Origin of the sequence: uncultured Sulfitobacter sp. (genome assembly GCF_964021855.1) — a bacterium.
In the GTDB taxonomy this organism is placed as follows: domain Bacteria; phylum Pseudomonadota; class Alphaproteobacteria; order Rhodobacterales; family Rhodobacteraceae; genus Sulfitobacter.
The window spans coordinates 491,752-518,115 of sequence record NZ_CAXHZD010000002.1; the positions used below are offsets into that span (position 1 = coordinate 491,752).

The following is a 26,364-nucleotide window of genomic DNA, read 5'->3' on the forward strand; positions in this document are numbered from 1 at the left end:
ATGGCTTGATCTTGATAAGGTAGTTCTGATTTGAGCAATCACATGCAGATGTTTAGCGAAAACACTCAGCCAATCGGGCATACTGGCAGGGCTGCTGGGCATTTCGGTGAATGGTTGCAGGGGCGGCTTGGGCCGGACGGGCCGGTGGTTGTGATAACGATGACCTGCGATGTGCTTTATGCGCAAGCAACCTACACACCTGCCGCGGATTTGCGGTTGCACCATTCGGGCGTGGCTGCGGTGACCCAAGACCAGTTGAAAGCTTTGCTAGCCGCTGTTGGAAAGCCGCTGCGCGGTGATTTTAGCCTATCTGGAAATGTGGTGCCGGGCGTGGGGGCCGGGTCATCCACGGCCAGCCTGATTGCACTTGCGCGGGCGACGGGCGCGGATGAGGCGTTGCTTCCCGCGGCGTGTTTGCGGGTCGAAGGGGCGACGGATCCTTTGATGCTGTCCCAGCCGGATACGGTGCTTTGGTCCTCTCGTCGTGCGGAGATTTGTGGGGAGTTTAAGGCCCCGCCAAGATGCGAAATTGTCGGTGGCTATCTGGGCGATCCGATTAGAACCGATCCGGCGGATAGCGATTTTGCGGATATTTCTGACCTCGTGCCGCTTTGGGCGGATGCCGCAAACAGGTTTGACTTGGCCAAGCTTGCGGCGCTGGCCAGTGAAGCGGCTGATCGCACGACCCGTCTGCGCGGTCCAACGGATGATCCAAGCGCTGCACTCGCGGGGGAGTTGGGCGCGTTGGGATATGCGCGGGCGCATACAGGGTCAGCACGTGCGTTCATCTTTGCGCCGGGAACTGTTCCTGAGGCGGCTGAAACCGTATTGACGCGCGCAGGGCTGTCCGGCGCATTCCGGTTTTCAACGGGGTTAGATTGTTGACCTTTGCCGCCGCCCTATTGATCGGTTTTATGATCGAAGCCGCGCTCGCATGGCCCGCGCCGCTGTTTCGCTTGATCGGCCATCCGGTGACGTGGCTGGGGCGTGCGATCACCCTGCTTGAGGCGCGCATGAACGATGCCCGCCAATCTGTCCGCGCGCAAAATCTGCGCGGTGCGGGGCTGGTTTCTATTATCCTTGCGGGCACCGTTCTGCCGTGTATTTGGATCAGTTCCGTTCTGCCAGACGGATGGGCCGGCGTCGTGATCGGCGGCCTTTTGGCGTGGCCGTTCTTGGCCGCCAGATCGCTTTATGATCACGTGGTTGCCGTCGCTAAGCCGCTTGGCCGAGGGGATACGGACGCGGCCAGACATGCGGTGTCCATGATCATCGGACGCAATCCCGAAACCTTGGATGACGCTGCTATTGCCCGCGCATCTTTGGAAAGTCTGGCAGAAAACGCATCGGACGGGATCGTCGCGCCAGTGTTCTGGGGCTTGGTCTTTGGCCTGCCGGGGCTGGTGGGATACAAGGCGATCAACACGATGGATTCAATGATCGGGCACCGGTCCGAACGTTACGAGAATTTCGGAATGGTCGCCGCACGGCTGGATGATCTCGTCAACTTGATCCCCGCGCGGCTGACAGGGCTGCTTTTTGCGCTGTGCTCGGGTACGGCTTCCCATTCCTTTCGCGTTATGCTGCGCGATGCGGGCCATCACCGGTCGCCGAATGCAGGCTGGCCCGAATCCGCAATGGCGGGCGCGCTGAACGTGCGGCTGTCTGGCCCGCGGATTTATGGTGATAGAATAGCGGACGAGCCTTGGCTGAACGCCTCGGCCCCCGATGCGGATGCAGGGTCTATCGCGCGCGGGCTTACGCTTTACCTGCGGAGTATGGTTGGGCTTGCGGCTATCATTGCGCTGTTTGCGATTGTTTAAGGATCACGGAATGCGAGACCACGGCGGTAATATGGGCATGGCCATAGCGGAGTTTGGCGGCGATCCTGCGGATTGGATCGATTTGTCGACCGGTATCAATGCGGCCCCTTATCCCGTGGGACAGGTATCGGCGGCGGCATGGGCGCGGCTTCCTGAGCGGGGCAGTATGATCGGGCTTGAGCGTGCCGCGCAGCGGGCCTATCGCACGTCCCTTGATGTTGTGGCCGTGGCGGGGGCCCAAGCGGCGATCCAGTTGGTGCCGATGTTGAAACCCGTCGGGCGCGCCGCAGTTCTGACGCCGACCTATAATGAACACGCGGCGGCCCTGCGGTCAGGCGGTTGGGACGTGCACGATGTCACAGCGTTTGAGGCGCTTCAGGGGTATGACCTTGCCGTGGTGGTGAACCCCAACAACCCTGATGGCAATGTTTACACACCCGACGCCTTGCTGGCGCTTGCCGCGCAGGTCGGCCTGTTGATCGTCGACGAAAGCTTTGCCGACCCTGCGCCGGACATGTCATTGGCCAGCACGGCCCAAGACCTGCCCGAGAACGTGGTTATCCTGCGGTCGTTTGGGAAATTTTATGGGCTGGCCGGTGTGCGTCTTGGCTTTGTGCTGGGGACGCCGGCGGTGGCGGATAAGATCAGGGACATGGTTGGCCCTTGGCCGGTATCGGGCATGGCCATCGAAGTTTGCAAACGGGCGTTTGAAGATGACGCTTGGGCGGATCGGACGCGGGCACAGCTGCAGCGCGACGCTGACCGCCTTGATCTGTTGGCGCAAGATGCGGGATGGACCCTCGTCGGGGGAACACCCTTGTTTCGGACCTATGCAACACCGGACGCGGCCAAGGCGCAGCGCGATCTGGCCGCCTGCCATATATGGACCCGGATTTTTCCATACTCGGAGACATGGATACGGCTAGGCCTGCCCGGGACCGAGGCTGATTGGTCACGGCTTGAGGCGGCGCTGAAGACGTCCGCACCCGTCGCGACATAGCCTTTTATCGGTGCGGTGCTGCTGCAACGCTGGTCCCACGCCGCACTTCACATCAACAAATGCCGTAAGGGATTAAGCCGTTTACGCGGCTAACGTCACCGGATGTTCCGGTGCGGCAGCGTCGTTTTGTGCTGTCCGATGGCCCCGCGCCCATTCGGGGAGACAAGTCAAGACGCTTACTCATCATACCTGTTGACAATATGACCAAACTGTAAAAAAGTGAAGGCCAGCTCGCTTACTTCAGTAAAGCTGGCATTTTGGGAGGAGAGATAAAATGAATACGAACCGCCGCGTTTTTGTGTCCGGTCTTGCAGCCGCAGTGACACTGGCATCCACGTCTATCGTGCGTGCACAAGGCAAAGGTCTGATCGCAATTATCACACCAAGTCATGACAACCCGTTCTTTAAAGCCGAAGCCGTAGGTGCCGAAGCGCGTGCGCAAGAACTGGGATATGAGACCATCGTGCTGGTGCATGATGATGATCCAAACAAGCAATCCGAACTGTTTGACACGGCCATCGCCCGTGGCGCGGACGCGATTGTGCTTGATAATGCTGGTGCCGACGCAACTGTCGCCGTTGTAAAACGTGCGCTTGATGCGGGTATCCCGTCGTTCCTGATTGACCGCGAAATTAAGGAATCCGGTATTGCCATCAGCCAGATCGTTTCAAACAACTACCAAGGTGCGCAGTTGGGTGCCGAAGAGTTCGTGAACATCATGGGCGAAGAGGGCAACTATGTTGAGCTTGTGGGCCGCGAAGCGGACACGAACGCGGGCATCCGGTCCTCTGGCTATCACGACATCATCGACCAATACCCCGATCTGGTGATGGTCGCGCAGCAATCTGCGAACTGGTCCCAGACCGAAGCCTTTGAAAAGATGGAATCTATCCTGCAGGCAAACCCAGACATCAAGGGTGTGATCTGTGGCAACGACACGATGGCGATGGGCGCATGGGCCGCACTTGAAGCCGCTGGCCGCAGCGAAGTGATCGTTGTCGGGTTTGACGGCTCTAACGATGTGCGCGACAGCATCCTTGCAGGTGGTATCAAGGCGACTGTTCTACAGCCCGCGTACCGTCAGGCGCAGATCGCGGTCGAGCAGGCCGATCAGTATATTCGCACCGGGTCCACTGGCCTGGAAGAAAAGCAGCTGATGGACTGTGTTTTGATCAACGCCGATAACGCTGCCGATCTCGAGACTTTCGCGCTAAGCTCGTAACCAAAGAAGATAATCCATGAAAATATGGGGTCCGCCGCCGCAAGGCGGGCTCCTTCTTGGGGGAGTCCGCATGCGTCGCACGCTACACATTTCTGTTTTTCTGCTGAGTAGCCTTGTGGCGTTGGGCGGCTGTAAAATCGTTAAAAATCCCGATCCGGACGCGGCAGGTCAGGCCCAAGAGGCGCAGACTGATCAGGCCCGTATGGCCGCCTTGGCCCGCGAGATTTGGGAGCCGCAGGTGCTGCCAGCCGTTGCCGCGCTATTGGCACCGCTGGACGACGTGCGCGCCGCGCTTGCGCAAGATGTCGACGCTGCCGGTGCAAAATATGGCTACAAACCCGTGGGCGAGGCCAGCGCATGGAACTTTGGCGTGACCGGCACCGGGGTGATCGTCGAGACAAAGATGAAAAGCCGCGCGGCGAAGCTGCAGGTTGATACGGTTGGCGATGGCAAGGCGGATGTGACAATCCAGCTTGGTCCGATCATTCGCGGAACCGCCCTGCGCGACGCGATGTCGTTCCTGAGCTTTAGCGATTTCCGCGACCAGATCGAATTCGCAAAGCTGGCTGGCGGGTTGAACGCGATGGCCCATGAAAACCTGACCATCCCCACCGAAGACCCGATTGGGAAAACGGTCACCTTTTCCGGGATTTATACGTTCAAGGATGTCGAAACCCGCCCCGAAATTGTTCCAACCGACCTATCCTTTGGTGCGCCATGACTGCCCATGAGATTGGTCTTTCAATCCGCAGCGGCACCAAGGTGTACCCCGGTACGGTTGCGCTGAAGGCGGCAGATTTCGACCTGCATATGGGGGCGGTTAATGTCCTTGTCGGTGAAAACGGCGCAGGTAAGTCCACGATGATGAAGGTCATTGCGGGCGTTGAACAGCTGACGGACGGCAAGATTATTATCGACAACCAAGAGGTTACATTTCGCACCACAGAAGAGGCGGCGCGCAGCGGTATTGGCATCGTGTTTCAGGAGCTGAACCTGTTTCCAAACTTGACCGTTGCCGAAAATATCTTTGTGGCCCGCGAAAAGACCCGCGGCGGCGTTGATATCGACAAGGCCACGCAGCGGGCCAGAACCCGCGAGTTGATGAAGCAGCTGGAGCAGGACATTGACCCCGATGATCTGGTTGGTGATCTGCGCGTCGGTCAGCAACAGATCGTCGAAATCGCCAAATCGCTGGCCCATGACGCCCGCATTCTGATTTTGGATGAACCCACCTCAGCCCTGTCTGCCGCCGAGGTCGAGATTTTGTTTCGGGTCATTGCTGATCTTAAAAAACGCGGGGTCGGGCTGGTTTATATTTCGCACCGGTTGGAGGAACTGATCAAAATCGGCGACTATATCACCGTGCTGCGCGACGGTGTGATCACCGGCGCGCGATCCATGGAAGGGGTCGATATCGATTGGATCATCCACAACATGATCGGCGAAAGCGGCAAGGATTTTGCCAAGGAAATTGAACATCCCTTTGGGGATGAAGTATTTCGCGCCGATCACGTGTCGCTGCCCGGTGCAGGCGGTGATCTGGTGGTAAACGATGTGTCCATGTCCTTGCGCAAAGGCGAGATTTTGGGTGTTTACGGGCTGATGGGCGCGGGCCGGTCAGAGTTTTTGGAATGTGCGATCGGACGGCACCGCTATGCCACGGGAAGCTTTGCGATTGATGGCGTGCCCCTAAAGGAAAAAGGCGTCGCGGCACGGATCAGCCGTGGCCTTGCCCTGATCCCCGAGGACCGCAAGAACGACGGGCTGGTGCAAATTTTGTCGATCCGCGAGAACATGACGATGTCCAGCTTGTCACGCTTTACCAAGGCAGTGCACCTAAGCGTTGTACGCGAAAAGCAGACGGTCGCGGATTTTGTAAAACGCATGACGATCAAAATCGCATCCCCCGAACACGAGGTTTCATCCCTGTCGGGCGGCAACCAGCAAAAGGTGGTCATCGCCAAGGCGCTGATGACCGACCCGAAGGTGCTGCTGATGGACGAGCCATCGCGCGGCATCGACATTGGTGCAAAGGCCGAAGTGTTTCGCGTAATGCGCCAGCTGGCTGCCGAGGGGCTTGGTATCATCTTTGTTACCTCTGATCTGGACGAGGTCATGTCACTGTCGGACCGAATTCTGGTCATGTCAAACGGCCGTATCACCGGTGAATTCACCCGCGACGAGGCAACCAATGCCAAGCTTATCGAAGCCTCGGCTGTCGGGCACAAAACAGAAAATAAAAGTAAGGAACCCGTCTGATGGCTGATCAAACCACCAACATGTCATCATGGTCAGGATCGGATGCATTGCTTGTGCTGCTAAAGGCGCGGACGTTCATCGCACTGATTCTGGTCTTTGTGTTTTTCGCGCTGAATGCGCCTAATTTCATGTCCACCGCCAATATGGTGATCATGTCAAAACACGTGGCATTGAATGCGTTTTTGGCGATTGGCATGACCTTTGTCATTGTGTCGGGGGGGATCGACCTGTCGGTCGGGTCCATCGTGGGGCTGTGCGGTATGGTCGCGGGTTATCTGGTTCTGAACGGGATCGACGTCGGGCTGGGTTGGTCTATCCAGTTCAACACGTTCGAGATTTGCCTGCTGGTGATCCTTGTCGGGGTTGCGATCGGGGCCTTGAACGGGTTCTTGATTACGCAGCTTAACGTGGCCCCCTTTATTGCAACGCTGGGCACGCTTTATGTGGCGCGCGGTGCGGCGATGCTCAGCTCGGACGGGCGGACCTTTCCAAACCTGAACGGCAATCCTGAATACGGATCAGATACATTCCGCTGGATTGGGACGGGCGATATTTTCGGCATTCCGTTTTCCATTGCCTTGCTGATCGTTGTTGGATGTCTTGCCGGATATATCGCTGCGCGGACGCCGTTGGGCCGGCACATCTATGCTGTGGGCGGCAATGAACGCGCGGCAGGTCTTTCGGGAATCAAGGTCAACCGGACCAAGTATTTCGTCTATATTTTCTCGGGCTTCTGCGCGGCTTTGGTGGGGCTTATCATCTCGTCCCAGCTGGTTGCCGCGCATCCCGCGACGGGCGACACGTTCGAGCTGAACGCCATTGCGGCGGCTGTTCTGGGCGGCACGTCAATGTCTGGCGGGCGCGGGCGCATTATTGGAACGATCATCGGTGCTTTCGTGATCGGGGTGCTGTCGGACGGGCTGGTGATGATGGGGGTTTCGTCGTTCTGGCAAACCGTCATCAAGGGCCTTGTGATCATCGCGGCTGTGGTCATCGACCAAGCCCAGCAAAAGGTTCAGGCCCGTGTTGTGCTGCGTGCCCAAGCGGCCATGGATAAGTAGGGGGTTCGGATGAAGGGTGCATTGATCGGCTGCGGGTTCTTCGCGCAAAACCAACTTCATGCATGGCGAGACATCGACGGGGTCGAGATTGTCGCCCTGTGTGATCAAGACGCGGAACGCTTGGCGCAAACGGCTGCGGATTTCGACATTACGCGTACCCACAGGGATGCCGCCGAGATGTTTGCCAAAGGCGGGTTCGATTTTGTTGACATCGCCACCACGGTGCCATCGCATTTGCCGCTGGTGAAAATGGCGGCAGAGGCGGGCGTTCACATCATTTGTCAAAAACCCTTTGCCGAAAACCTGACGGACGCGCGCGCGATGGTGGCCGCTGCGGATGCGGCTAAAAAGACACTTATGGTGCACGAGAATTTCCGCTGGCAATCGGCCATTCAAGCAGCCCTTTATGTGGTGAAATCCGGATCAATCGGGGATCCGTTCTTTGGCCGCTTCAGTTTCCGCTCCGGCTATGATGTGTTTTCCGGTCAGCCCTATCTGGCTGAAGGCGCGCGTTTCATTATCGAGGATCTGGGCATTCATATTCTGGACATCGCCCGTGCCTTTCTGGGCGATGCGGATCGCATTGCCGCGACAACCAAGCGCATAAACCGCAACATCAAGGGGGAGGACGTCGCGACGATGTTGTTGACGCATAAGGGCGGGGCCACCAGCGTTGTTGATTGTTCCTATGCCACCCGCCGCAAACCGGAAACCTTTCCGCAAACCTTGTTAGAGATTGACGGCACCGAGGGCACGGTACGCTTGGATGCGGGGTATCAATTGACGGTGACGGGTAAGGAAACTCATAGCGTGGATGTGGCACCGCCCGTGCTGCCTTGGGCCCAAAAGCCTTGGCATAATATCCAGGAAAGCGTGCTAACAATCCAACAGCATTTCGTCGATTGCGTGTCCAAGGGCCGCGCGCCCCAGACATCGGGGGCGGATAACCTGCAAACGCTGGCCTTGGTCGAGGCTGCTTATCTATCCGCTGCTGAGGGCCGGACAGTACGGCTGTCAGAGCTTTGAGCGAGAACGCCATCCTATACGGGACCGACCAGCCTGCGGTGGCCAGCACGCCATTGGCCCGCGCGCCGTGGTCCTTTACATTCGAGGCGGGCAGCCTGCGCCATATCAAGCTGAACGGGGCAGAGGCGATCCGCAGTATCGCGTTTTTGGTCCGCGATCGCGATTGGGGCACCTTGGTGCCGCAGATCCAAGACGAGGTCACCAGCCAAACCGAAACCGCCCTGTGCATCGCATATACCGCCACATACGAAAGCGGCAGCGCGCAGTTGATCGTTGATATTGAGGTCGAAATCACCGAAGGCCGCTTGTCCATGCGCGCCGAGGGCATCACCAAGGGCGATTTTGAAACCAACCGCGCGGGCTTTACGGTTTTGCATCCTATCGACGGGGTGGCGGGGCAGCCTGTGCATGTCGGCCATAGCGATGGCACGATTGAGGAAGCCACCTTTCCAATGCTGATCGAGCCGTGGCAACCTTTCATGGATATCGTGTCGCTGACCCACACCGTTGGCAACAATTCTGTGACCTGTCGCTTGGTGGGCGACACATTCGAGATGGAAGACCAGCGGCAGTGGGGGGATGCCTCTTACAAGACTTATAACCGCCCGCTTGCGAAACCTTGGCCTTATCAGATCGCCGATGGTAACGGGTTGTCACAATCCGTGGTGCTCAGCATCGGCGCACCGTTGCCTTATGCCCCGGCCCGGTCAAAGGGGCACAAGGCGGCGAATGCCATTTTCCCCGATATGGCGCTGGTGCTCACGCCGGATGACGCGCGGCGGCTTGCGGCATCCCCCAGTGATCTGGACCGGGTAAATCCGCAGCGGTTGCTTTGCCATCTGGATATGGATCTGGGCGGGCTGGACGCGCAAGTACAGGCCTTTGCTGCGGCGCAACTGGCCTGTCCGGATGTGGTCTATGATCTAGAGCTTATTCTGGCCTGCGCTGATCCGCCCGCAGTTGAGCTGGGTGCGGTGGCCGCGCGGATGCAGGCCTTGGGGTTCGTTCCCGCCAGTGTGATGGTTTGCCCATCGGTTGACCGGCAGTCGACACCGCCGGGGTCGGATTGGCCAGATTGCCCACCGCTTGAGGACATCCACAATGCGGCGGCTGACCCCTTTCCCGACGTTGCGCGGGGTGGTGGCATGGTCAGCTTTTTCCCCGAGCTGAACCGCAAACGCCCGCCGTTGGAGACGCTGGATTTTGTCAGCCACGGGCTGTGTCCGATTGTCCACGCTGCGGATGATCTTTCGGTGATTGAGACATTGGAAACGATCCCCCACATTACCCGATCTGCACGGGCGATTTTCGGCGATATGCCCTATCGCATTGGCCCGGCCACGATTGCGATGCGGCAGAACCCTTATGGTGACCGGGTCATCCCGAACCCCGATGCACAGCGCGCTTGCATGACCGATGACGACCCGCGCCATCGCGGTCAATTTGGTGCGGCCTATGTTATGGGGCTTGCCACAGCGCTGGCGTCCGCGAATATCGCGGTCTGGACACCCGCGGCGGTCTATGGCCCGCGCGGTATCGGGGGCACGGACGGGGAAGGGGACGCGGATTGGCCCATCGCGCAAGCATTGGCGATGTTGGCAACGCTTGCCGGTCAGCGGGTAAAAAGCGCGCAGATCAGCGACGGCATGGCGCAGCTGTCCGTCGGCGATACCGTCGTCAGGGCCAATTTAACGCCTAATGATAACGGCGGTCTTGGCCCGTTCAGGTGGCAGGCGACGGGCGAGACCAGCGATTAGGTTTGGTTCGTGGATGAGAATTTGGAATCCGCACGGCTCAGGTGGTCTTCCAACGCGCGTTCCGTGCCGTCGGCATCGTTCGCCCTAAGGCGTTCCACGATAACCGCATGTTCGCTAAGCGTCGTTTCTTCGCGTCCCGACCACAGAAGCAACGAGGAATGGTATTCAAACAGCCACGTCAGCATCATTTCGGTGATCGCCTTGATCAGCGGGTTGCCGGTGATTTCAGCAAGCCTTGTATGAAAGGCGATATCGGCCTTCATAAAGGCGTCGGCGTCGCCAAGTTGCGCGCGCTGAAGCTCGATCAGTTCAGACAAATCATTGGCGTCTTTCGACGTGCATTTGGCGGCGGCAAGCCGGGCAGTGCCACGCTCAAGAATGTGACGGATGACTTTCAGGTGGTCGATGTTGGCCGGTTCGCTTGACAGCAGCAGCTTGGCGATGTCGTCCAACTGGCTGAACGCCACGCCAGCGGTCAGCGCGTTCACGCGGCTGCGGCCGCCGTGGGTGATGGTGATCAACCCCTTGCTTTGCATGGCTTGCAAGGCCTCGCGCACCGCTGGGCGCCCCACGCCAAACCGTTCCATCAATGTCCGCTCAGATGGTACAAAGTCGCCGGGGGCCAGCTCTCCGCTTGCCACCAGTTCGCGTAAACGTTCGAAAACCTGATCAGACAGCTTCAGCCGGACAATCTTACGGTCCTGAGCACCTTCTTTGTTCATGTCGCAACGCTTCCTTGTTAGGATATGCGCCAACTGTAAAAGTTATTCACTGGTGCTACAAGTGGATAGCTTTGGTGCCTTAGGTGATCCGTTCGATGCTGGCGGCGATTTCATCGGGCTCGAACACGCGCTTCCAGTCATCGCGCATGAGCACCGGTTTTCCGAACTCGATCGCCTTGTTGCACGCATCCGAGAATACGCCGTCGACCTCCTTGAAAATGACCGCGCCCAGAATGTTCATATGGCCGAGTAGGAAATCGCGTGCAGCTTCTTTGGGAACGCCGCGCGCCACCACTTCGTCCATGGCTTCGCGCATGATGTCCAGCAAGGATGCACAGACCGTTTCGGACAAGCCGGGTTCCAGCAGCGCCATTTGTTCAACGGTCACCCTGTGGGACCGCGCAACGGGTGCATAAATCGCTTTGCCAACGGCTTCGCCAAGGGCGTAATCGGCTTCGGGGCCCTGCATCAGTGCGTTTACAATACCTTGCTGTGCAGCCACCCCGCCAAAGTAATCCTTGCGGCCTGCCTCGGTTTTTTCGTCGTTAAAGATCGGGGGATGACAGGGGTGACTGACGAAATACGTGACATCATCGCGCTTGGGCAAATGACCGGCAAAGGGGGCAGCCGCATCAAGGCAGATGATCATGGCACCGGATTTCACCTTGTCGATGATGCCCGCAGTCACCTTGCCAATTGCCGTATCGGGAACGGCCAAAACGATCACATCGGCGTCTTTCAGGGCGGTATCAGGGTCTTGGCAGTCAAAGCCCAGCTCGGTCTTTAGCCGCTCTTTACCGATGTCGGAGACCTCGACATGGGCGGTCTGAAATTCCGTTGCCGCGAGGTTGCGCGACAAGCGAACCCCCATTTTTCCGCCGGCCCCAAATAATGCGATTTTCGTCACGCTCGTCCTCCCGAGAATATCGTAAGCGCCAATTCTACGCTGAATTAGCAACTGGTATAATAAGGTACTAAGCACACCGATAAGTCAAGAGCGTCGAGGACAAAATACGGGCGTGAAATCACGGCTGGCACCAAGGGGGGAATTGGGTCGTTTTTGGTGAGCGTCTTATGTGAGATTGCGCGGCTAAAGTGTGGGCGTGAGCGGTCTCATGCAGGCGCACGTAGCTGGGCGGCTACATGCCACCTCAGGATTTAGCGATTGATTGACGAGCCGGACTTTGATCCGCAACGCCGGGAACGAAACCCGCCCTGCGCCTATCAACTAGGTCGCAGGGCGCACCGTTTAGCGTGGCGGTGTTGCTGGTTCTGTTCCTGCCGTATTCATCGGGCACGTTTTCGACGCTCTGCGGTGATCGCGAATGCGTTGCGCGGTGCAGACCCATAGCTTGAACAGCAGTGCGACTATCGAGGTTGCAGCGGCACCACCAAGCCAGAAAACCAGCAGTCCCTGCCAAATGGGTTGATTGATTGCGTAAATACCGCTGGCGACAGCACCAAAAGCATATCCGATTGCGAGAACTATTACGTGTCTGTCCACTATTACCAATTATCCACTACTACCAACAAAACTCATTACACTCCCATCGTAATCCGGCGCGAAACAATCTCGCCTGATCTACTCGTCCATTCTCGTGCTAGGTGGGTCAGCGATCACGCCACCCTGAAATCTGGGCGGCGTTAATCTATCAGCCATATAACCCTGCTGAGAAGTGACGCGAAATTTATGAAAGCCCTTTTTTATTCGTCTGACTGTTAAAAGCTTCACATAAAAGCGTTCACTGGATCGTATTTTCGCATAATTTGCAGAATATTCAACCCATAATGGAAATTTTAGGTGCTGAGTATCGGTATGCGGATATAATCCTGTGGCACCCATGCGGTGGTCGGGTCGGCTCGAGCGCGTCGAAATTGGCATTATCGCGTAAATCGCAGCGCTAATGCCGATATCAAAGCGCAACTAATGGGGTATGATTGCATCATAAATACCAGCCCATGCGGGAATTTCAATCCTTTTCACGCCCAATTTCGGCCATAATTGCTTTTACAAACAATTCAGTTGAGGTTCAACCGGACATTTGTCAGGATTACGTTACGGGAGGAACGCCCGCCGGGCATTTTGGCGGGTTAGACGGGCCAAAAAAGCGGCTCGTAGAATTATGAAATCAACGGGAGGAAGACATGACAAAAGAAAATATGAAGCTGAACCGCCGGTCCATGCTGCGCGGCGCGGCTGTTGCGGCCGTCGCATCGCCAGCGTTTGTCGGCAAAGCGATCGCCGCGGGCGAGGTGACTTGGCGCGTTCAGGCGCATTGGCCCAAAGCATCCAGTTCGTTTACCGACAGCTTGGGCGTTGTCGCGTCGCAGCTTGAGGAAAAGACCGAAGGCGCATTCAAGCTGGAACTGCTGGGCGCGGGTGAGTTCGCCAAAGGACCCGACATTTATAACATCGTGCGCAAAGGCGTTGTGCCGATGGGGACAATCAGCCCGTCCTATATTGCCGATCAGGCAGAAGCCGCGACATTTGCCTACGGTATCCCCGGCACCCTTCGCCAAGCTTGGGAAATGGAACATGCGATCAAGAACCTTGGCGTCGAGGCACTGGTGAATGAGGACCTGAACGCAGACGGCGTGCATATGATGTGCGAAAAAGTCCTGCCGACGGAAATGGTTCTGTCCAAAAAGATCGAATCTGCTGCCGACTTCCAAGGCCTCAAGATCCGGTCCTCTGGCGCGATGCTGGATTATCTGGCCGCTGCCGGTGCGGCACCGCAATACATCCCCGGATCAGAGCTGTATCAATCGCTGAGCTCGGGTGTTGTGGATGGCGCGCATTGGGGTGCTGCCATTGGGGCGCAATCCATGTCGCTGTGGGAAGTGTGCAAATATCACTACAAACCGGTTCTGGCGCAAACCACCGACGCGTTCATCCTTAACCAAGAGGCGCTTGAGGGGCTGCCGGATGATCTGCGCAGCGCCTTGGTCGATACGATCACAACGCGGTTCTTCCTGCGGTCGGCCGAGTATCAACATTTCGAAGCGATTGCACTGACCGAAGGTGTGGCCAACGATGGCGTCGAAGTGATGCACTTGCCGGATGATGTGTTGGAAATGCTCGCGGCTGCCTCAGCGCAGATCCTCGAGACCGAAGGGCAGAAGGGCGAGAAAGCAGCAAAGGCAGCTGACATCTATCGCACGCTGATGAAGGATATGGGCTACGCCTAAGCCCCGTTTCCTGTAGCTTTGAAAAATAGGGCGGCGCGCATGTGGTGCGCCGCCCCCTTTTCGCACTAAAGGAGCATGCCGCCATGATGCAACTGGCCCGTACTATAACGCGTGTGAACCAATTTATCGGGCGATGGGTATCGCTGGGTGTCTTGGTGATTTTTGTCCTGCTTCTGGCGGATGTCGTGATGCGATATCTGGTGGGAAGCCCGACAATCTGGACAGCAGAACTGGCCACCTTGATCTTTGGTGTCTACGCGATCATCGGCGGCGGCTATCTGCTGACCGAGCGCGGGCATGTGAACGTCGATATCTTCTATGGTCGCATGACGCGCAGACGCAGGGCGTCGGTGGACATACTAACATGGCCGCTGTTTTTACTGTTTGTGGGCGTGTTGCTTTGGCAAGGCTGGGACATCGCGTCCGAGGCGATAGCCGATATGGAGCGGTCAAACTCCGTCTGGAAGGCCCCGCTATGGCCGACCAAAGCACTGATCCCCGTCGCCGCCATCTTGCTGTTGTTGCAAGGCATCGTGCGCCTGTGGTCAGACATCCGCGTGTTGCGTGGTTTGCCGATCCCCGAGGATGTGTTCGGTAAACCCGGTGATCCGGACCGAGATGAAATAAATACTCAGGAGAAGCAAACATGAGCGTCGAACTCCTTACCTTGCTGTTTTTCGGCGCATTGCTGTTGTTTTTGATGCTAGGAACGCCGCTGGCCTTTGTGCTGGGCGGTGTTTCGGTGGTGTTTTTGTACTTTGAGATGGGCACAATCGGTTTCTATCTGCTGGCCTCCAAGATGTGGGAGACGATGCAATCACCGACCCTGATGGCGGTGCCGCTTTTCGTGTTCATGGCGATTTTGCTGGAAAAATCGGGGGTCGCGAATGACCTTTACGATATGATGCACCAATGGTTTGGTGGCCTGCGCGGCGGCTTGGCCATTGGTACGGTTCTCATCTGCGTGATCTTTGCTGCCATGTCGGGAATTTCCGGTGCTGCTGTTGTGACAATGGGCACCATCGCGCTGCCCAAAATGCTAGAGCGGGGGTATGATAAAAAGCTCGCCCTCGGGGCCATTAATGCGGGGGGCGGATGGGGTATCCTGATCCCGCCCTCAATCTTGATGGTGCTTTATTCGCTGTTGACCGAAGTATCGGTCGGCCGTCTCTTTGCGGCAGGCATCGGGCCGGGGTTAACCCTGTTCGTGCTGGTGTCGCTGTACATCGGCGGGCGCTGCTGGCTTCAGCCGCATCTGGGGCCAGCCTTGCCCGTCGAAGAACGCGCCGATTGGTCGCAAAAGATCAGATCGCTCAAGGCGGTGATCCTGCCGATTATGATTGTTGTGATCGTTCTGGGTGCGATCTTTGGCGGTTTCGCCACCCCAACCGAGGCTGCGGCGATTGGTGTCTTCGGGTCGCTGGTTGCGACCTTGATCAATGGGCAACTGACTTGGAGGGTGCTGCACGACGCGTCGATTGCCACGCTCAAGCTGACCGCGTTGGTGATGTGGATCTTGTTCGCCGCACATGCGTTTTCGACAGCCTATACGGCATTGGGCGCGCAAAGCCTGATCTCTGATCTGATGGGCTATATTCCCGGCGGGCGTTGGGGCGCGCTGTTCTTTATGCTGGTCTTGCTGTTCTTTTTCGGGATGGTTCTGGACCCTGTCGGCATTATGCTGATCACCTTGCCGGTGTTTTTGCCCGTGGTGCGGGACGCAGGGTTTGATCCGATCTGGTTTGGCATCTTGTTCATCATCATGATGGAGGTCGGATATATGACGCCGCCCTTTGGCTTTAACCTGTTCTACCTCAAGGGGGTGGCCCCGCCCGATGTCACGATGGGCGACATCTATGCATCGGTGTTCCCCTATGTCGTGGTGACGCTGATCGGGGTCGCGCTGATCATCCTGTTCCCGGAAATCGCGCTGTATTTCCCAAGGCTGTTCTACGGCTGATCTGGGCGAAAATGCTTCTTGAGACTGAAAACGCCGGCCCGAGATAACTCGGGCCGGCGTTTTCATACGCCCCTATGCGACGTCCACACCGCTTGGTAAGAACCTGCGCCAGTCGGGGTGTCGCCCGGCGGCATAGTCCATGCCGATCTTGACCCAGTCGATATCGCCTGCTTGATGCACAGCAGTCGCGCCCACGGCACCATAACGCACATCGCGGGTACCTTCCTCGAACGCGTCGAGCGACTGCGCCCAAACCTCGCCATCCCAATGCAGGGTCATCTGGCGACGCAGGGGTTCGTATTCTGCGGTAAACAGCGTGCCAAACCCTTCAGCATAGCGATCCTGTTTCAGCGGGGCTTGGGTGAATTGACCCACGAGGGTGGCGGGCGCGGCCCCGTCGGACAAGACGCCGTTCAGGTGTTTTGACCGCTCAAACGTACGGGTAAAGGCACCGCGATCAGGCGTGCTGCCATCTGTCTGGTGGTTGGTGGCAACAAGGCGCGGCTGCACCTTGGCACCGCCACCAGCATACATCTCGACGCTCGCCGCCGCCCCCGATGCATCTGCAACCACTACGTTATAGGGCATGTGCGATGGTACGCGTTGTAAAACCCGCAAGGCCTGAGGAACTGTTTCACAGGTCTCGAGCACGTAGCGCAGGATCGTGGTGATGCCGAAACCGCGCCCGGTTTCCTGCCGCCCGCCATAGGCCAGCGCGATGCTAAGGCCCGCATCATTGATCCCGTCGGACAGCCCCCACAGAAATTCAACCATGCCCATGACGCGCCGACCGGTCCAGGCGCTGTGGAACAACAACCCTTCGTTCAGGTCGGGCGACAGATCGTAATTGCGCACAAGGCGGATGTCGTCGCGGGACGTGGCGACGGCCAGCGAACAGCCGCCAAGATAGCTGGGCGGGCACCATGTGGACAGGAACCGCGCCACGCGGTCCGATCCGCCAGCCAGCTTGGTCAGCTTGGCGTGTACGGGTGCAAGCTCTGGCATGTGCTCGCGCAATGCGGCCTCGCAGGCGGCGCGGTCGGGGCCGTTGTCGCCACCACGTGCGGTGAACCATGCCTCGTAAGCGGGCCAGGACCTCTGCCAACGGGCCGTCCATTTGGGGCCGGGGGTTGCTTCGCTGATGGCGTCAAAGGTCAGGGAATGGGTCACGTTATGCGCCTTTCATAGGCAAGTTAAGGAAGAACCGCACCATTTCGGCGCTGGCAACGGGGCCGTCGGGGTCGGTGTAGGAGCCCGTGCTGTCGCCGCCTGACCACGCGTGCCCAAGCCCGGCGATTGTCCAATGTTCCATCACGGCATGGCCTTCGGGGGATAGGGTCGTGCTGCGAGTGTAGGCGCGATTTTTGATGCTGCCATCGTCGACCACTTGCGCGCCAGTTGCGGCGTCTTCGGCGATATGCTGGCCGTTTTTCACATGCACCGTGGCATCAGCATCGCCGTGAAACACAATCGACGGGATCGGTTGCGTGTCATGGTTGCGGTTGCTGCCCGTGCCCATTGCGGCAAAGGCCGATGGCACGTCATGCGCGGCCTTATAGGGCAGGCCGGAATGGGCACCGATAGCGCTGAAAACGTCAGGATGGGTCTGTCCCAAAACAACCGACATCGCCGCACCGGCAGACAGACCCGCGACGAAAACGCGGCCCTTGGCCACGCCATGATCGGCCTGCATCTGACGCGCCAAACCGGCAAGGATCGCGGGTTCGCCCGCATCGCGCGTCTGGTCGCTGGTGGCATACCAGTTCCAGCAGGATTGCATATTCGCGCCGCGTGATTGCGCAGGGTACACCACGATCAGCCCGTGGGCATCAGCCAGCTGGTTCATTCCCGTCCCCTTGGCAAAATCAACGGGCGATTGTTTGCAGCCATGCAACATCATGATCATAGCCGCGGGTTTGCGCCCTTTCAGGTCAGGGATGTAAAGCCGGTAGTCGCGGGTGCCTTCGGGACACTCAAATGTAGCTGCTTCAAAACGCGCGCCCGGTGTCAGTGGCGGTTCTGTCACGTCTGCCGCCGTTGTGGCAGATCGCGCCATACCCGCGTTAAGACTGGCAAGCGTGTCGCGCAGGCTTCGCCCGACCCTCGGTCTCCCGAACGGTTTTTTCGAGGATTTTGCCATTTCATCCAGCGCGGCCATCCCACCACCCCGCAACGCGGTTTGTATGGTTTTTGTCGCATCCACCGGGTTTCCTGCGCGGACCAGTTTGGTCGCGCGACGCAGGGCAGACGTTAATTTATTTGTCATTTGGTTTCCTTAAAAGAATGAGACAGGGGCTAGCTGATCCGCGCGCCAAGGGCTTTTTTCACCTCGGGGCTGGCTTGCAGCGCACCCATCACATTGATTGAACCGATGGTGGCCAGCGCAAGTTCCGGTGTTACATCATCAGCGATCCGGGCAAGGCCCACGACCTTGATGTGCAGCAGTTCATTGGCGGCGCGCACAGCCTCAAGATCGGCGGCGGTATAGTCGCGCAGGCCCATTTCCATGGTGTGACGGTCAATCGATTGGGTCACGCTGTCGGACTGGTGATCCAGCTGCTTGCGAATGGCGGTGCGAATGAAATCGCTGCGGTTGGAATAGAACCCTTCCTGCACCAACAGATCGATCCGGCCCAGGTCGACAAAGCCCAGATTGATAGTGATCTTCTCGTTGTCCGGCATCTTGTCCCGGAGCTTTCTAACAGTGCTCATGATGTTTCTCCATCCATGTGGATGGTATATGGATGTCATCTGAGTTTTTGCAACCGGTGTTCAGGATTTAATGCTGGCTAGGCCAACATCCGCACAGCCATGCGCAGATCATCCCTGAACTGTGCGGTGGCGTCTGCTTTGGCCTGTGGGTCGGGTACGCGCAGCAGGTACGACGGGTGCAGGGTCAGCAGAACCGGCGTGCCGGATTGTGTGGCCTCGACCTTGCCACGACGGGCAAGGATTGCGTCGCGCCTGCCGGTCAGTGCTTCGGCGGCGGTGGCCCCCATGCCAAGGATCAGCTTGGGCCGCACTTGGGTCATTTCCGCGTTCAGCCACCAGCGGCAGTGGTCAATCTCTGACGTGTTGGGGCGCTGATGGATGCGGCGTTTGCCGCGCGGTGTGAATTTGAAATGTTTCACCGCGTTGGTGACATAGGCTTGCGTCCGGTCCAGGCCCGCCTGTGCTGCGATCTGATCAAAAAGCTGCCCTGCCGGGCCGATAAAGGGCCGCCCGCTCAGGTCTTCTTGGTCACCGGGTTGTTCGCCGACAATTATCAGCTTGGCCTCCATCGGCCCTTCGCCCGCGACGGCTTGGGTCGCGTTGCAATGCAGCGGGCAACGCGTGCAAGCGGCGATGGCGGCGGGTAACGCATCCGTCGGCCCGTCCCACGCCGATTGGTGCGCGGCCAGTTGCGCCTGAACCTGCGCCATGCGGGCAGGGGGCAGGGATGGGGCAGCTTCGGCCATCGCGCGGGCACGGGCTGGGGCGTCCGCGATCATCTGGGGGATGAACGCGGCCTCGGGCATGTTTTTCCAGTATTTCTTGGGCATCTCCGATTGCATGGCTTTGACCATCAACCGCGCAGGGTTGAAGATGTTTTGGAAATAAGTGATCCACAGTTGCTCGCTGGCGTCTTCGGGCAAGGCCGGTTTTTCTTGCCCCTCGCGGAACGACAGTTTCCCGTCTTCGAAAATCGCGCAAACGTCCGGTGTTAGAATGCGCCAATCCATATCGCTGAACCGTCGTACGAAAAAATCCGCCGTGGGTTCTACCGTGTGATAGGTCGGCTCGAACCACGCGGCAAAGGACCGGCGGGGGGCGTTGGGCTGACTGATCTCGCGGAAACGCACGAATGCCTTCATCTTGTGCTGGCAGCGATGCACGTTCTTTTCCATCGTCCGCAGGCGCGACAGGTCGGCATCGCCACGGTCTGTCATCAGATGCGGCGCGTCTTTCAGCCGCCAGAGAAACGCATAAAGCCGGGCAAAGCGTTCGGGATCGCTGTGCCAGACCACGCTGCTGGCCATGCTAATAAAACTGCGCGGCACGGTGACCTGGCGGTTTGGCCGCAGGGGCGTATCGGTGCCGAACAGATCAGGCGCGGTGGCGGTATCCCCCCACAAGATATCCTCGGGCCGGATGCCCGCCGCTAGAAACTTCCGTGCTGCGTCACGCCACGCCTGCGCTGTGCCGATTTGCGGCATGATCGCGCGGTGCATCAGAACAAGGTCAGCTGTTCAGGCGGCGGCGCGAAACGCGCGCGCAGGTCAATGCTGTCGGTCAGGCCACCGGGCGACCAACCGCCCGCCGTGACAAAGCTGCGCGCCTTTTTCATCGACGCGCCCATGCGCAACAAATCCTCGTAGCGCAGGGTGCGGTGGCGGCGGGTGGACAGAATGCGGGTGACAGTTTTCACCCCGAACCCCGGAACCCGCAACAACATCTCGCGGGTGGCGCGGTTAACGTCCAAAGGGAACACTTCGCGATGCACCAAGGCCCAGGCAAGTTTGGGATCAACCTCAAGATCAAGGTTCCCGTCGGCAGTCACTGACGTGATTTCGTCCAGCTGAAAATCATAGAAGCGCAGCAACCAATCCGCTTGATAAAGCCGGTGTTCGCGTTGCAACGGCGGTCGGATCAACGGGAGCTTTGAGGAACTATCCGGAATAGGCGAGAAAGCGGAATAATAGACGCGCTTGAGCTTATAGCTGGAGTAAAGCCGCGTGGACTGGCCCAAGATCGCGGCATCGTTCGACCCGTCCGCCCCGATGATCATCTGGGTCGACTGGCCTGCGGGGGCAAAGCGGGGCGGGCGTTTTCCGGTGTGGGACGTGTCCTTTGACACCTCCTTGCGCAGTCGGAAGTCGGCCATCGCCTTGCGGATCTGGTCGGGCTTTTTTTCGGGCGCATATTGTTGGACCGCGGCATCGGTCGGCAGTTCGACATTGATCGATAAACGATCCGCCAGCAGCCCGGCCTCGGCGATCAGTTCGGGGGCTGCATCGGGGATGGTTTTCAGATGGATATAGCCGCGAAAGTTTTCCTCGTGCCGCAGCTTGCGCGCGATCTGCACCATGTCCGACATCGTGGCATCCGGCGACCGGATCACGCCCGAGGACAAAAACAGCCCTTCGATATAATTACGGCGGTAGAATTCGATGGTCAGCTTCACCACCTCATCCACGCTGAACCGCGCACGGGTCACGTTCGAGGACGCGCGATTGATGCAATAGCTGCAATCATAAATGCAGAAATTGGTCATCAGGATTTTCAGCAAGCTGATGCAACGCCCGTCGGGCGCGTAGGCATGACAAATGCCGCTGCCTTCATTTGATCCCAAGCCCTTGCCATCGCGCGAGTCGCGTTTTGTCGACCCCGAAGAGGCGCAGGACGCGTCATATTTCGCTGCATCGCTTAGGATTGCGAGCTTTTGTTCTACTGTTTGCTTAACCATATGTTCACTATATGTTCTTATCGCTATAGTGTCACGCAAATAGGCCACGACGTGATGTCGCGGCCTATCAATTACGGCTCAATTTTCGGTGATTAGACCCAGGTGCGTTACGTTTCGAGGTTGGGGTACACGCGGCGCAAGGTTTCAATCAGTTTTTGGCTGCTGACCGGCTTTTTCACCACGCGGTCGTCGGGGCCCAAAAAGCTGATCTGATCCGCATCATAAGCGGTGATAAACACAAACGGGATATTGCGTTCGCGCAGGATGTCCGCAACCGGTTTGGAGGTTTTGTTATTCCCCAAATTCACGTCAAGAAAGGCAATGTCGATGTCGCCTTCGCGTGCCTTGGTTTTCGCGTCTTCAAGATGAATAGACGGGCCAATCACGTTAAAACCAATATCCTCAAGGATATCCGTCATCTCAAACGCCACAACGACCTCGTCTTCGACGATAAAAATATTCTGCGGTGTATTGCTCATTAGTTTGCCCGGTCTTCCGTATGTTCCGGCATTCTGAGATGCCATTTATATCCGTCAGGCCCGAAATCAGTTATGATTTCTCCGCCTGTTTCCATTTGCAATGCGCGGCCCGTGATAAAGCTGCCAAAACCGGTTTCACTTGGTTTTTCCGCAGCGGGTCCGCCTTCCTCATTCCAGTGGAGTTCTATAACTGAACCATCCGCAGTATCAGTTTGTTCCCAAGACAAATTGACGCGGCCGTCGGGTACGGACAGTGCGCCGTATTTCATGGCGTTGGTTGCGAGTTCGTAAAACGCCATCGAGAAGGATAATGCCTGCCGCGATGGCACCTCGACCTTGGGGCCGCTGAGCACGATGCGGCCGTTTCCGATTGGGTCTAGAACATCTGCGGCAACGGCACCGATTTCGGCGCGGTCCCACGATGTGCCGACCAATTTGGAATGGGCCAAGGCATAGGCATTTAGCCGTTGATCAATGGTTTCACGCAGCCCGCGTTGAATGCTCATCTTGCGCAAAGACTGGCTGACGATGGATTTGACCACGCTAAAGGCGTTTTTCACGCGGTGGTTCAGCTCGGCGATCAGGATGTTCTGCGCCTCGCGCAGGCGGCGTTCCTCGTCAATGTCGATAAGTGCTACCGACGCACCAATGCGGGTGCCGTTGGCGTCGATGACCGGCTTGCCGATGATGCGCATCCAGAACCGCGTGCCATCGCCCCGTTGGTAATTCACGTCGATCTCAGAATGCGCTTCGCCATCGCGGATAACGCGCGACAGGGGGTATTCGTGGCTTTCGACCTTGCGGCCATCTTCGTGGAAAGACACCCAGGCACCGTAGTCTTCGGTGTCTTCGGAATGTATAACCGGGTGGCGCACCATCTTTTCGACATGGCTGTTGCCATAGATGATCTGGCCGGTTTCATCCGCCATTACGACGCCGACCGGCACGGTTTCCATCATCGCCTCAAGAAAGGTCAGGCGAAGGGATTTGCTACCGGAGTTATCCTTGGCTTTTTCAGCTTCTATGGCTGCCAATGCGTCTTGCAGGTGCACAAGTTCTGCGGCCATCTCCTCAATAGATCGTGTAGGCATTTTATCCCCAGGCCCTTTCGCTGTGTTTCATGTGACATAAGGCGCGTTAACGATCTGTCCAACGCAATGATGGGCAAGTGGACCGAAAACGATACGTTTTTATCGGGCGTTTTCGCTAACTGACTGAAAGCGCCCGATATTCAATTTTCTAACTTGTAAAGACCCAAGCTGTTTTTTGCCCGCGCCACTGGTTAAAGCGGCGCGTGGCAATCAAATCTAAGGGTTGGATCGGATGTTTTAGGTGCGCACGCCCGCGAATCGTTCAGCCCATTCGTCACGCTGTTCATCGGTAATTTTGGCGAACAGAACCTCTGGAACGTCAAAGGCATGGCCGGGCGCAAGCTGGCCCAGTGCGGCGGGGACATCATCAGGCCATTGGGCATTTTCCACATGCATGCTTTCCAACATGCTGGCCGCGGCGGTCGGGATAAACGGTGCTGACAGCACCGCGTAAAGCGGGATCAGATTCAGCGCCAAACGTACTTGGGCGGCGGCCTTGTCGGGGTCGGTTTTGAAGGTGGTCCAAGGGGCCTCGGCCTGAAGGTATTCGTTGCCAGCGGCCCAGATCGCGCGCAGTTCGGCGGCGGATTTGCGGACTTCCATCGCCTCCATCGCGGTTTGATAGCGGGCGACGCGTTCGGTCAGGTCCGCGATCAGCGCATGTTCAGCAGGGCCGTATTCGCCTGCTGCTGGCACGTCTTCGCTGAATTTCGAGCGGCAGAATTTGGTGATCCGGCTGATGAAGTTGCCCAACACATCGGCAAGGTCTTTGTTGACGGACGCTTGGAAGTTTTCCCACGTGAATTCCGCATCGGATGTTTCCGGCGCGTGGGACAGCAGCCACCAGCGCCATGTGTCGGCAGGCAGGATTTCCAGCGCCTGATCCATAAACACACCGCGCCCGCGCGAGGTTGAAAACTGCCCGCCGTCATAGGTCAGGTAGTTGAAGGATTTGATGTAATCGACCAGTTTCCATGGCTCGTTGCTGCCCATGATCGTGGCCGGAAAGCTGAGCGTGTGGAAGGGCACGTTGTCCTTGCCCATGAACTGGGTATAGCGCACGTCGTCCGCACCCTTGTCGGTGCGCCACCAGCTTTCCCAATCGCTGCCTTTGCCTGCATCGACCCATTCTTGGGCGCAGGCAATGTATTCGATCGGCGCGTCGAACCAGACATAGAACACCTTGCCCTCCATCCCCGGCCAATCTTCGTCGCCGCGTTTGACGGGCACGCCCCAGCTTAGGTCACGGGTGATGCCACGATCCTGAAGGCCGTCACCATCATGCAGCCATTTCTTGGCGATGGATGTGGTCAGCACGGGCCAGTCGGTTTTCGAATTGATCCATTCGTCCAGACGGTTTTTCATCTGGGACTGTTTTAGAAACAGGTGTTTGGTGGCGCGCATTTCCAGATCGGTGGCACCGGACACGGTCGAGCGTGGATTAATCAGGTCTTCGGGGTCCAACTGCTTGGTACAGTTGTCGCATTGATCGCCGCGCGCATCCTCGAACCCGCAGTTGGGGCAGGTGCCTTCGACATAGCGGTCGGGCAGGAAGCGGCCATCGGTCTCGGAATAGATCTGGCGCTGCTCGACTTCTTCAATCAGGCCTTGGTCGTACAAAGCACCTGCGAAATGCTGGGTCAGCTTTTGGTTCTGGATACTGGACGACCGCCCGAAATGGTCAAACGACAGGCCGAACCCTTCGGCAATGCGCGCCTGAACCTCGTGCATCTCGGCGCAGTATTCTGCGACCGGTTTACCGGCTTTGGCGGCGGCCAATTCGGCGGGTGTGCCGTGTTCATCTGTGGCGCATAGGAACAGCACCTCTTGGCCGCGCGCGCGCAGATAGCGGGCGTATAGATCGGCGGGCAACTGGCTGCCCACAAGATTGCCAAGGTGCTTGATCCCGTTGATGTAAGGGATGGCTGAGGTGATAAGGTGGCGTGTCATGGTAAGGGGCCCCGAGAATGCTTTGGGATGTCTCTAACGCAGGGACGCGCCAAGGGCTAGGGGGCGTTGTTGCTGCTGCCGTCGCGCTGGCGGCGCATCAGGCGGCCAATGGTAAAAGACGTGCGCGGCGCATAGACATAAGGCGTGCGTTTGCGTGCCGTGGGGCGGGCGCGCATCCGGGTCAGGCCAAAGATCACCAAGACGCCATGGCCGACCGATATCATCGTGAACAAGGCCGCCGGGCCATAGCTGTCGATCAGCACCGACGCCAGATAGGGCGCAAAGATAGCGCCCACAGCAAACCAGAACATCAACGCGGCAGATAGTTCGACCCGCTCTTCGCTTGTAGCAAAGTCGTGGGCGTGGGCAGCGGCGACAGAATAGATCGGGAATGTGGTCAGACCAAAGAATGTCGCCGCGAAAAACACCGCTTGGGTGCCCATGCCTGCGGACATGACAGTGACGGCGCAGCTGACGATGGACGCGGCTGACAGCCAGATCAGCACCCAACGTCGGTCGAATTTATCGGCCAGCCAGCCAATGGGGAATTGTGCCAACGCCCCACCCAGAACAAAGGCCGACAGGAACCACGCGATTTGCCCAGCGCTTAGGCCGACCTCTTGACCATAAATAGGGCCGACCATGCGAAACGATGCGCTGGACAGCGCCGCGACAACCACCGCAGCGACGGCGAGGGGGGACCGGTCGATCGCCAGCCGTGGGCGCAGGCGCGGCTGCGCTGGTGTTTCGGGTTGCGGCAAAGTGGTAAGCGTTAGCGGGATCAGCGCGGCACAGCACAAGATCGCCAGCAGATTATATGATACATAGGATGCAGGGGCCAAAACGCCGATGATCATCTGCGCCGCCAGTGATCCGCTCATGTCGACGACGCGGTACGCCCCCATGGTGCGGCCCCGCGTTTCATTGGTGACTTTGGCATTCAACCAAGCCTCAACCACGGTATAGCAGCCCGCGACACACAAGCCCGATGCCACGCGCATCAGCGCCCATGCATAGGGATCAAGCACCAGCATATGGGCCATTAGCCCGATGGCACCCGATGCAGTGAACGCGGCAAAGGCGCGGCTGTGGCCGACGCTGCCCATCAGCCGTGGGGCCCACCAACAGCCAATGAAAAAGCCCACGAAATGCGCCGAGCCCAACAGGCCGATCTCTTGGTTGGAAAACCCGATCATGGTGCCTGAAAGAACGTCCAACGGCCCCACACCGCCCGATGACAGCTGTAGCAAGATAACGGACAGAAACAGGGCGGCAAAGGAAATGAGCAAACGCATGGTTTGTACTGTGTCGTCATACAATCGGGAAACCAACGGTCAAAACGACATTGCTTTGGAAAAAACGACGCAAATGGTGTTTTG

23 protein-coding genes are annotated in these 26,364 nt (G+C 58.1%); 12 read left to right on the forward strand and 11 right to left on the reverse strand.

Annotated features, from left to right (window positions below):
* Positions 1-30 precede the first annotated feature (30 nt).
* The 9 genes from AADJ11_RS08705 to AADJ11_RS08745 all read left to right on the forward strand — a co-directional run bounded on the left by AADJ11_RS08705 (position 31) and on the right by AADJ11_RS08745 (position 10,148).
* A complete protein-coding gene (locus tag AADJ11_RS08705) occupies positions 31-885 on the forward strand; it encodes a hypothetical protein (protein WP_341234126.1) in 855 nt (284 codons plus the stop codon).
* Positions 882-1,823 carry an adenosylcobinamide-phosphate synthase CbiB gene (gene cbiB, locus AADJ11_RS08710; protein ID WP_341234127.1) on the forward strand — a complete coding sequence of 314 codons (942 nt, stop codon included), beginning with the start codon at positions 882-884 and terminating at the stop codon, positions 1,821-1,823. The genes AADJ11_RS08705 and cbiB overlap by 4 nt, the downstream gene beginning before the upstream one ends.
* A gap of 10 nt (positions 1,824-1,833) precedes the next feature.
* Positions 1,834-2,823 (forward strand): threonine-phosphate decarboxylase CobD, encoded by a 990-nt coding sequence (gene cobD / locus AADJ11_RS08715; protein WP_341234128.1) that lies wholly within the window; start codon positions 1,834-1,836, stop codon positions 2,821-2,823.
* A gap of 274 nt (positions 2,824-3,097) precedes the next feature.
* Positions 3,098-4,045 carry a D-ribose ABC transporter substrate-binding protein gene (locus AADJ11_RS08720; RefSeq protein WP_341234129.1) on the forward strand — a complete coding sequence of 316 codons (948 nt, stop codon included), beginning with the start codon at positions 3,098-3,100 and terminating at the stop codon, positions 4,043-4,045.
* Between the two features lie 70 nt (positions 4,046-4,115).
* The gene (locus AADJ11_RS08725) at positions 4,116-4,766 is read left to right on the forward strand and encodes a DUF2291 domain-containing protein (RefSeq protein WP_341234130.1); all 651 of its coding nucleotides are present in this window, start codon (positions 4,116-4,118) and stop codon (positions 4,764-4,766) included.
* Positions 4,763-6,304 carry a sugar ABC transporter ATP-binding protein gene (locus tag AADJ11_RS08730; protein WP_341234131.1) on the forward strand — a complete coding sequence of 514 codons (1,542 nt, stop codon included), beginning with the start codon at positions 4,763-4,765 and terminating at the stop codon, positions 6,302-6,304. The genes AADJ11_RS08725 and AADJ11_RS08730 overlap by 4 nt, the downstream gene beginning before the upstream one ends.
* Complete coding sequence (locus AADJ11_RS08735) at positions 6,304-7,365, forward strand: ABC transporter permease (protein WP_341234132.1); 1,062 nt, start codon at positions 6,304-6,306, stop codon at positions 7,363-7,365. Before AADJ11_RS08730 ends, AADJ11_RS08735 begins: the two co-directional genes overlap by 1 nt.
* 9 nt (positions 7,366-7,374) lie before the next feature.
* Positions 7,375-8,391: a Gfo/Idh/MocA family oxidoreductase gene (locus AADJ11_RS08740; protein ID WP_341234133.1), complete on the forward strand. Its 1,017-nt coding sequence runs from the start codon at positions 7,375-7,377 to the stop codon at positions 8,389-8,391.
* Positions 8,388-10,148 carry a hypothetical protein gene (locus AADJ11_RS08745; RefSeq protein WP_341234134.1) on the forward strand — a complete coding sequence of 587 codons (1,761 nt, stop codon included), beginning with the start codon at positions 8,388-8,390 and terminating at the stop codon, positions 10,146-10,148. Before AADJ11_RS08740 ends, AADJ11_RS08745 begins: the two co-directional genes overlap by 4 nt.
* On the opposite strand, the gene nanR is transcribed toward AADJ11_RS08745, so the two are convergent.
* Together nanR and AADJ11_RS08755 are read right to left on the reverse strand one after the other, a co-directional pair.
* Positions 10,145-10,870, reverse strand: coding sequence for a transcriptional regulator NanR (nanR, locus tag AADJ11_RS08750; protein ID WP_341234135.1), 726 nt, complete (start codon positions 10,868-10,870; stop codon positions 10,145-10,147). The two genes, AADJ11_RS08745 and nanR, sit on opposite strands and share 4 nt — an antisense overlap.
* A gap of 79 nt (positions 10,871-10,949) precedes the next feature.
* The gene (locus AADJ11_RS08755; protein ID WP_341234136.1) at positions 10,950-11,777 is read right to left on the reverse strand and encodes a phosphogluconate dehydrogenase C-terminal domain-containing protein; all 828 of its coding nucleotides are present in this window, start codon (positions 11,775-11,777) and stop codon (positions 10,950-10,952) included.
* Positions 11,778-13,015: 1,238 nt separating this feature from the next.
* Here AADJ11_RS08755 and dctP point away from each other — a divergent pair.
* The 3 genes from dctP to AADJ11_RS08770 all read left to right on the forward strand — a co-directional run bounded on the left by dctP (position 13,016) and on the right by AADJ11_RS08770 (position 16,019).
* A complete protein-coding gene (gene dctP / locus AADJ11_RS08760) occupies positions 13,016-14,059 on the forward strand; it encodes a TRAP transporter substrate-binding protein DctP (protein WP_341234137.1) in 1,044 nt (347 codons plus the stop codon).
* 83 nt (positions 14,060-14,142) lie between these two features.
* Positions 14,143-14,709: a TRAP transporter small permease subunit gene (locus AADJ11_RS08765; RefSeq protein ID WP_341234138.1), complete on the forward strand. Its 567-nt coding sequence runs from the start codon at positions 14,143-14,145 to the stop codon at positions 14,707-14,709.
* On the forward strand, positions 14,706-16,019 hold the full coding sequence (locus AADJ11_RS08770) for a TRAP transporter large permease subunit (RefSeq protein WP_341234139.1): 1,314 nt from the start codon (positions 14,706-14,708) through the stop codon (positions 16,017-16,019). Before AADJ11_RS08765 ends, AADJ11_RS08770 begins: the two co-directional genes overlap by 4 nt.
* Before the next feature lie 72 nt (positions 16,020-16,091).
* Here AADJ11_RS08770 and AADJ11_RS08775 read toward each other — a convergent pair whose 3' ends face one another.
* The 9 genes from AADJ11_RS08775 to AADJ11_RS08815 all read right to left on the reverse strand — a co-directional run bounded on the left by AADJ11_RS08775 (position 16,092) and on the right by AADJ11_RS08815 (position 26,280).
* Positions 16,092-17,189 (reverse strand): C45 family peptidase, encoded by a 1,098-nt coding sequence (locus AADJ11_RS08775; RefSeq protein ID WP_341234140.1) that lies wholly within the window; start codon positions 17,187-17,189, stop codon positions 16,092-16,094.
* A 1-nt stretch (position 17,190) separates the two neighbouring features.
* Positions 17,191-18,285, reverse strand: a complete 1,095-nt coding sequence (locus AADJ11_RS08780; RefSeq protein ID WP_341234141.1) for a PHB depolymerase family esterase — start codon at positions 18,283-18,285, stop codon at positions 17,191-17,193.
* A 29-nt stretch (positions 18,286-18,314) separates the two neighbouring features.
* Entirely contained in the window at positions 18,315-18,731 is a 417-nt protein-coding gene (locus AADJ11_RS08785) for a CopG family transcriptional regulator (RefSeq protein WP_341234142.1), read from the reverse strand.
* 77 nt (positions 18,732-18,808) lie between these two features.
* Entirely contained in the window at positions 18,809-20,230 is a 1,422-nt protein-coding gene (locus AADJ11_RS08790) for a UdgX family uracil-DNA binding protein (protein ID WP_341234143.1), read from the reverse strand.
* Positions 20,230-21,465 carry a putative DNA modification/repair radical SAM protein gene (locus AADJ11_RS08795; protein WP_341234144.1) on the reverse strand — a complete coding sequence of 412 codons (1,236 nt, stop codon included), beginning with the start codon at positions 21,463-21,465 and terminating at the stop codon, positions 20,230-20,232. Before AADJ11_RS08795 ends, AADJ11_RS08790 begins: the two co-directional genes overlap by 1 nt.
* 107 nt (positions 21,466-21,572) lie before the next feature.
* Positions 21,573-21,944: a response regulator gene (locus tag AADJ11_RS08800; protein ID WP_341234145.1), complete on the reverse strand. Its 372-nt coding sequence runs from the start codon at positions 21,942-21,944 to the stop codon at positions 21,573-21,575.
* A complete protein-coding gene (locus AADJ11_RS08805; protein WP_341234146.1) occupies positions 21,944-23,011 on the reverse strand; it encodes an HWE histidine kinase domain-containing protein in 1,068 nt (355 codons plus the stop codon). Before AADJ11_RS08805 ends, AADJ11_RS08800 begins: the two co-directional genes overlap by 1 nt.
* 261 nt (positions 23,012-23,272) lie before the next feature.
* Positions 23,273-24,985 (reverse strand): methionine--tRNA ligase, encoded by a 1,713-nt coding sequence (gene metG / locus AADJ11_RS08810; protein WP_341234147.1) that lies wholly within the window; start codon positions 24,983-24,985, stop codon positions 23,273-23,275.
* Between the two features lie 56 nt (positions 24,986-25,041).
* On the reverse strand, positions 25,042-26,280 hold the full coding sequence (locus AADJ11_RS08815; protein WP_341234148.1) for an MFS transporter: 1,239 nt from the start codon (positions 26,278-26,280) through the stop codon (positions 25,042-25,044).
* Positions 26,281-26,364 lie beyond the last annotated feature (84 nt).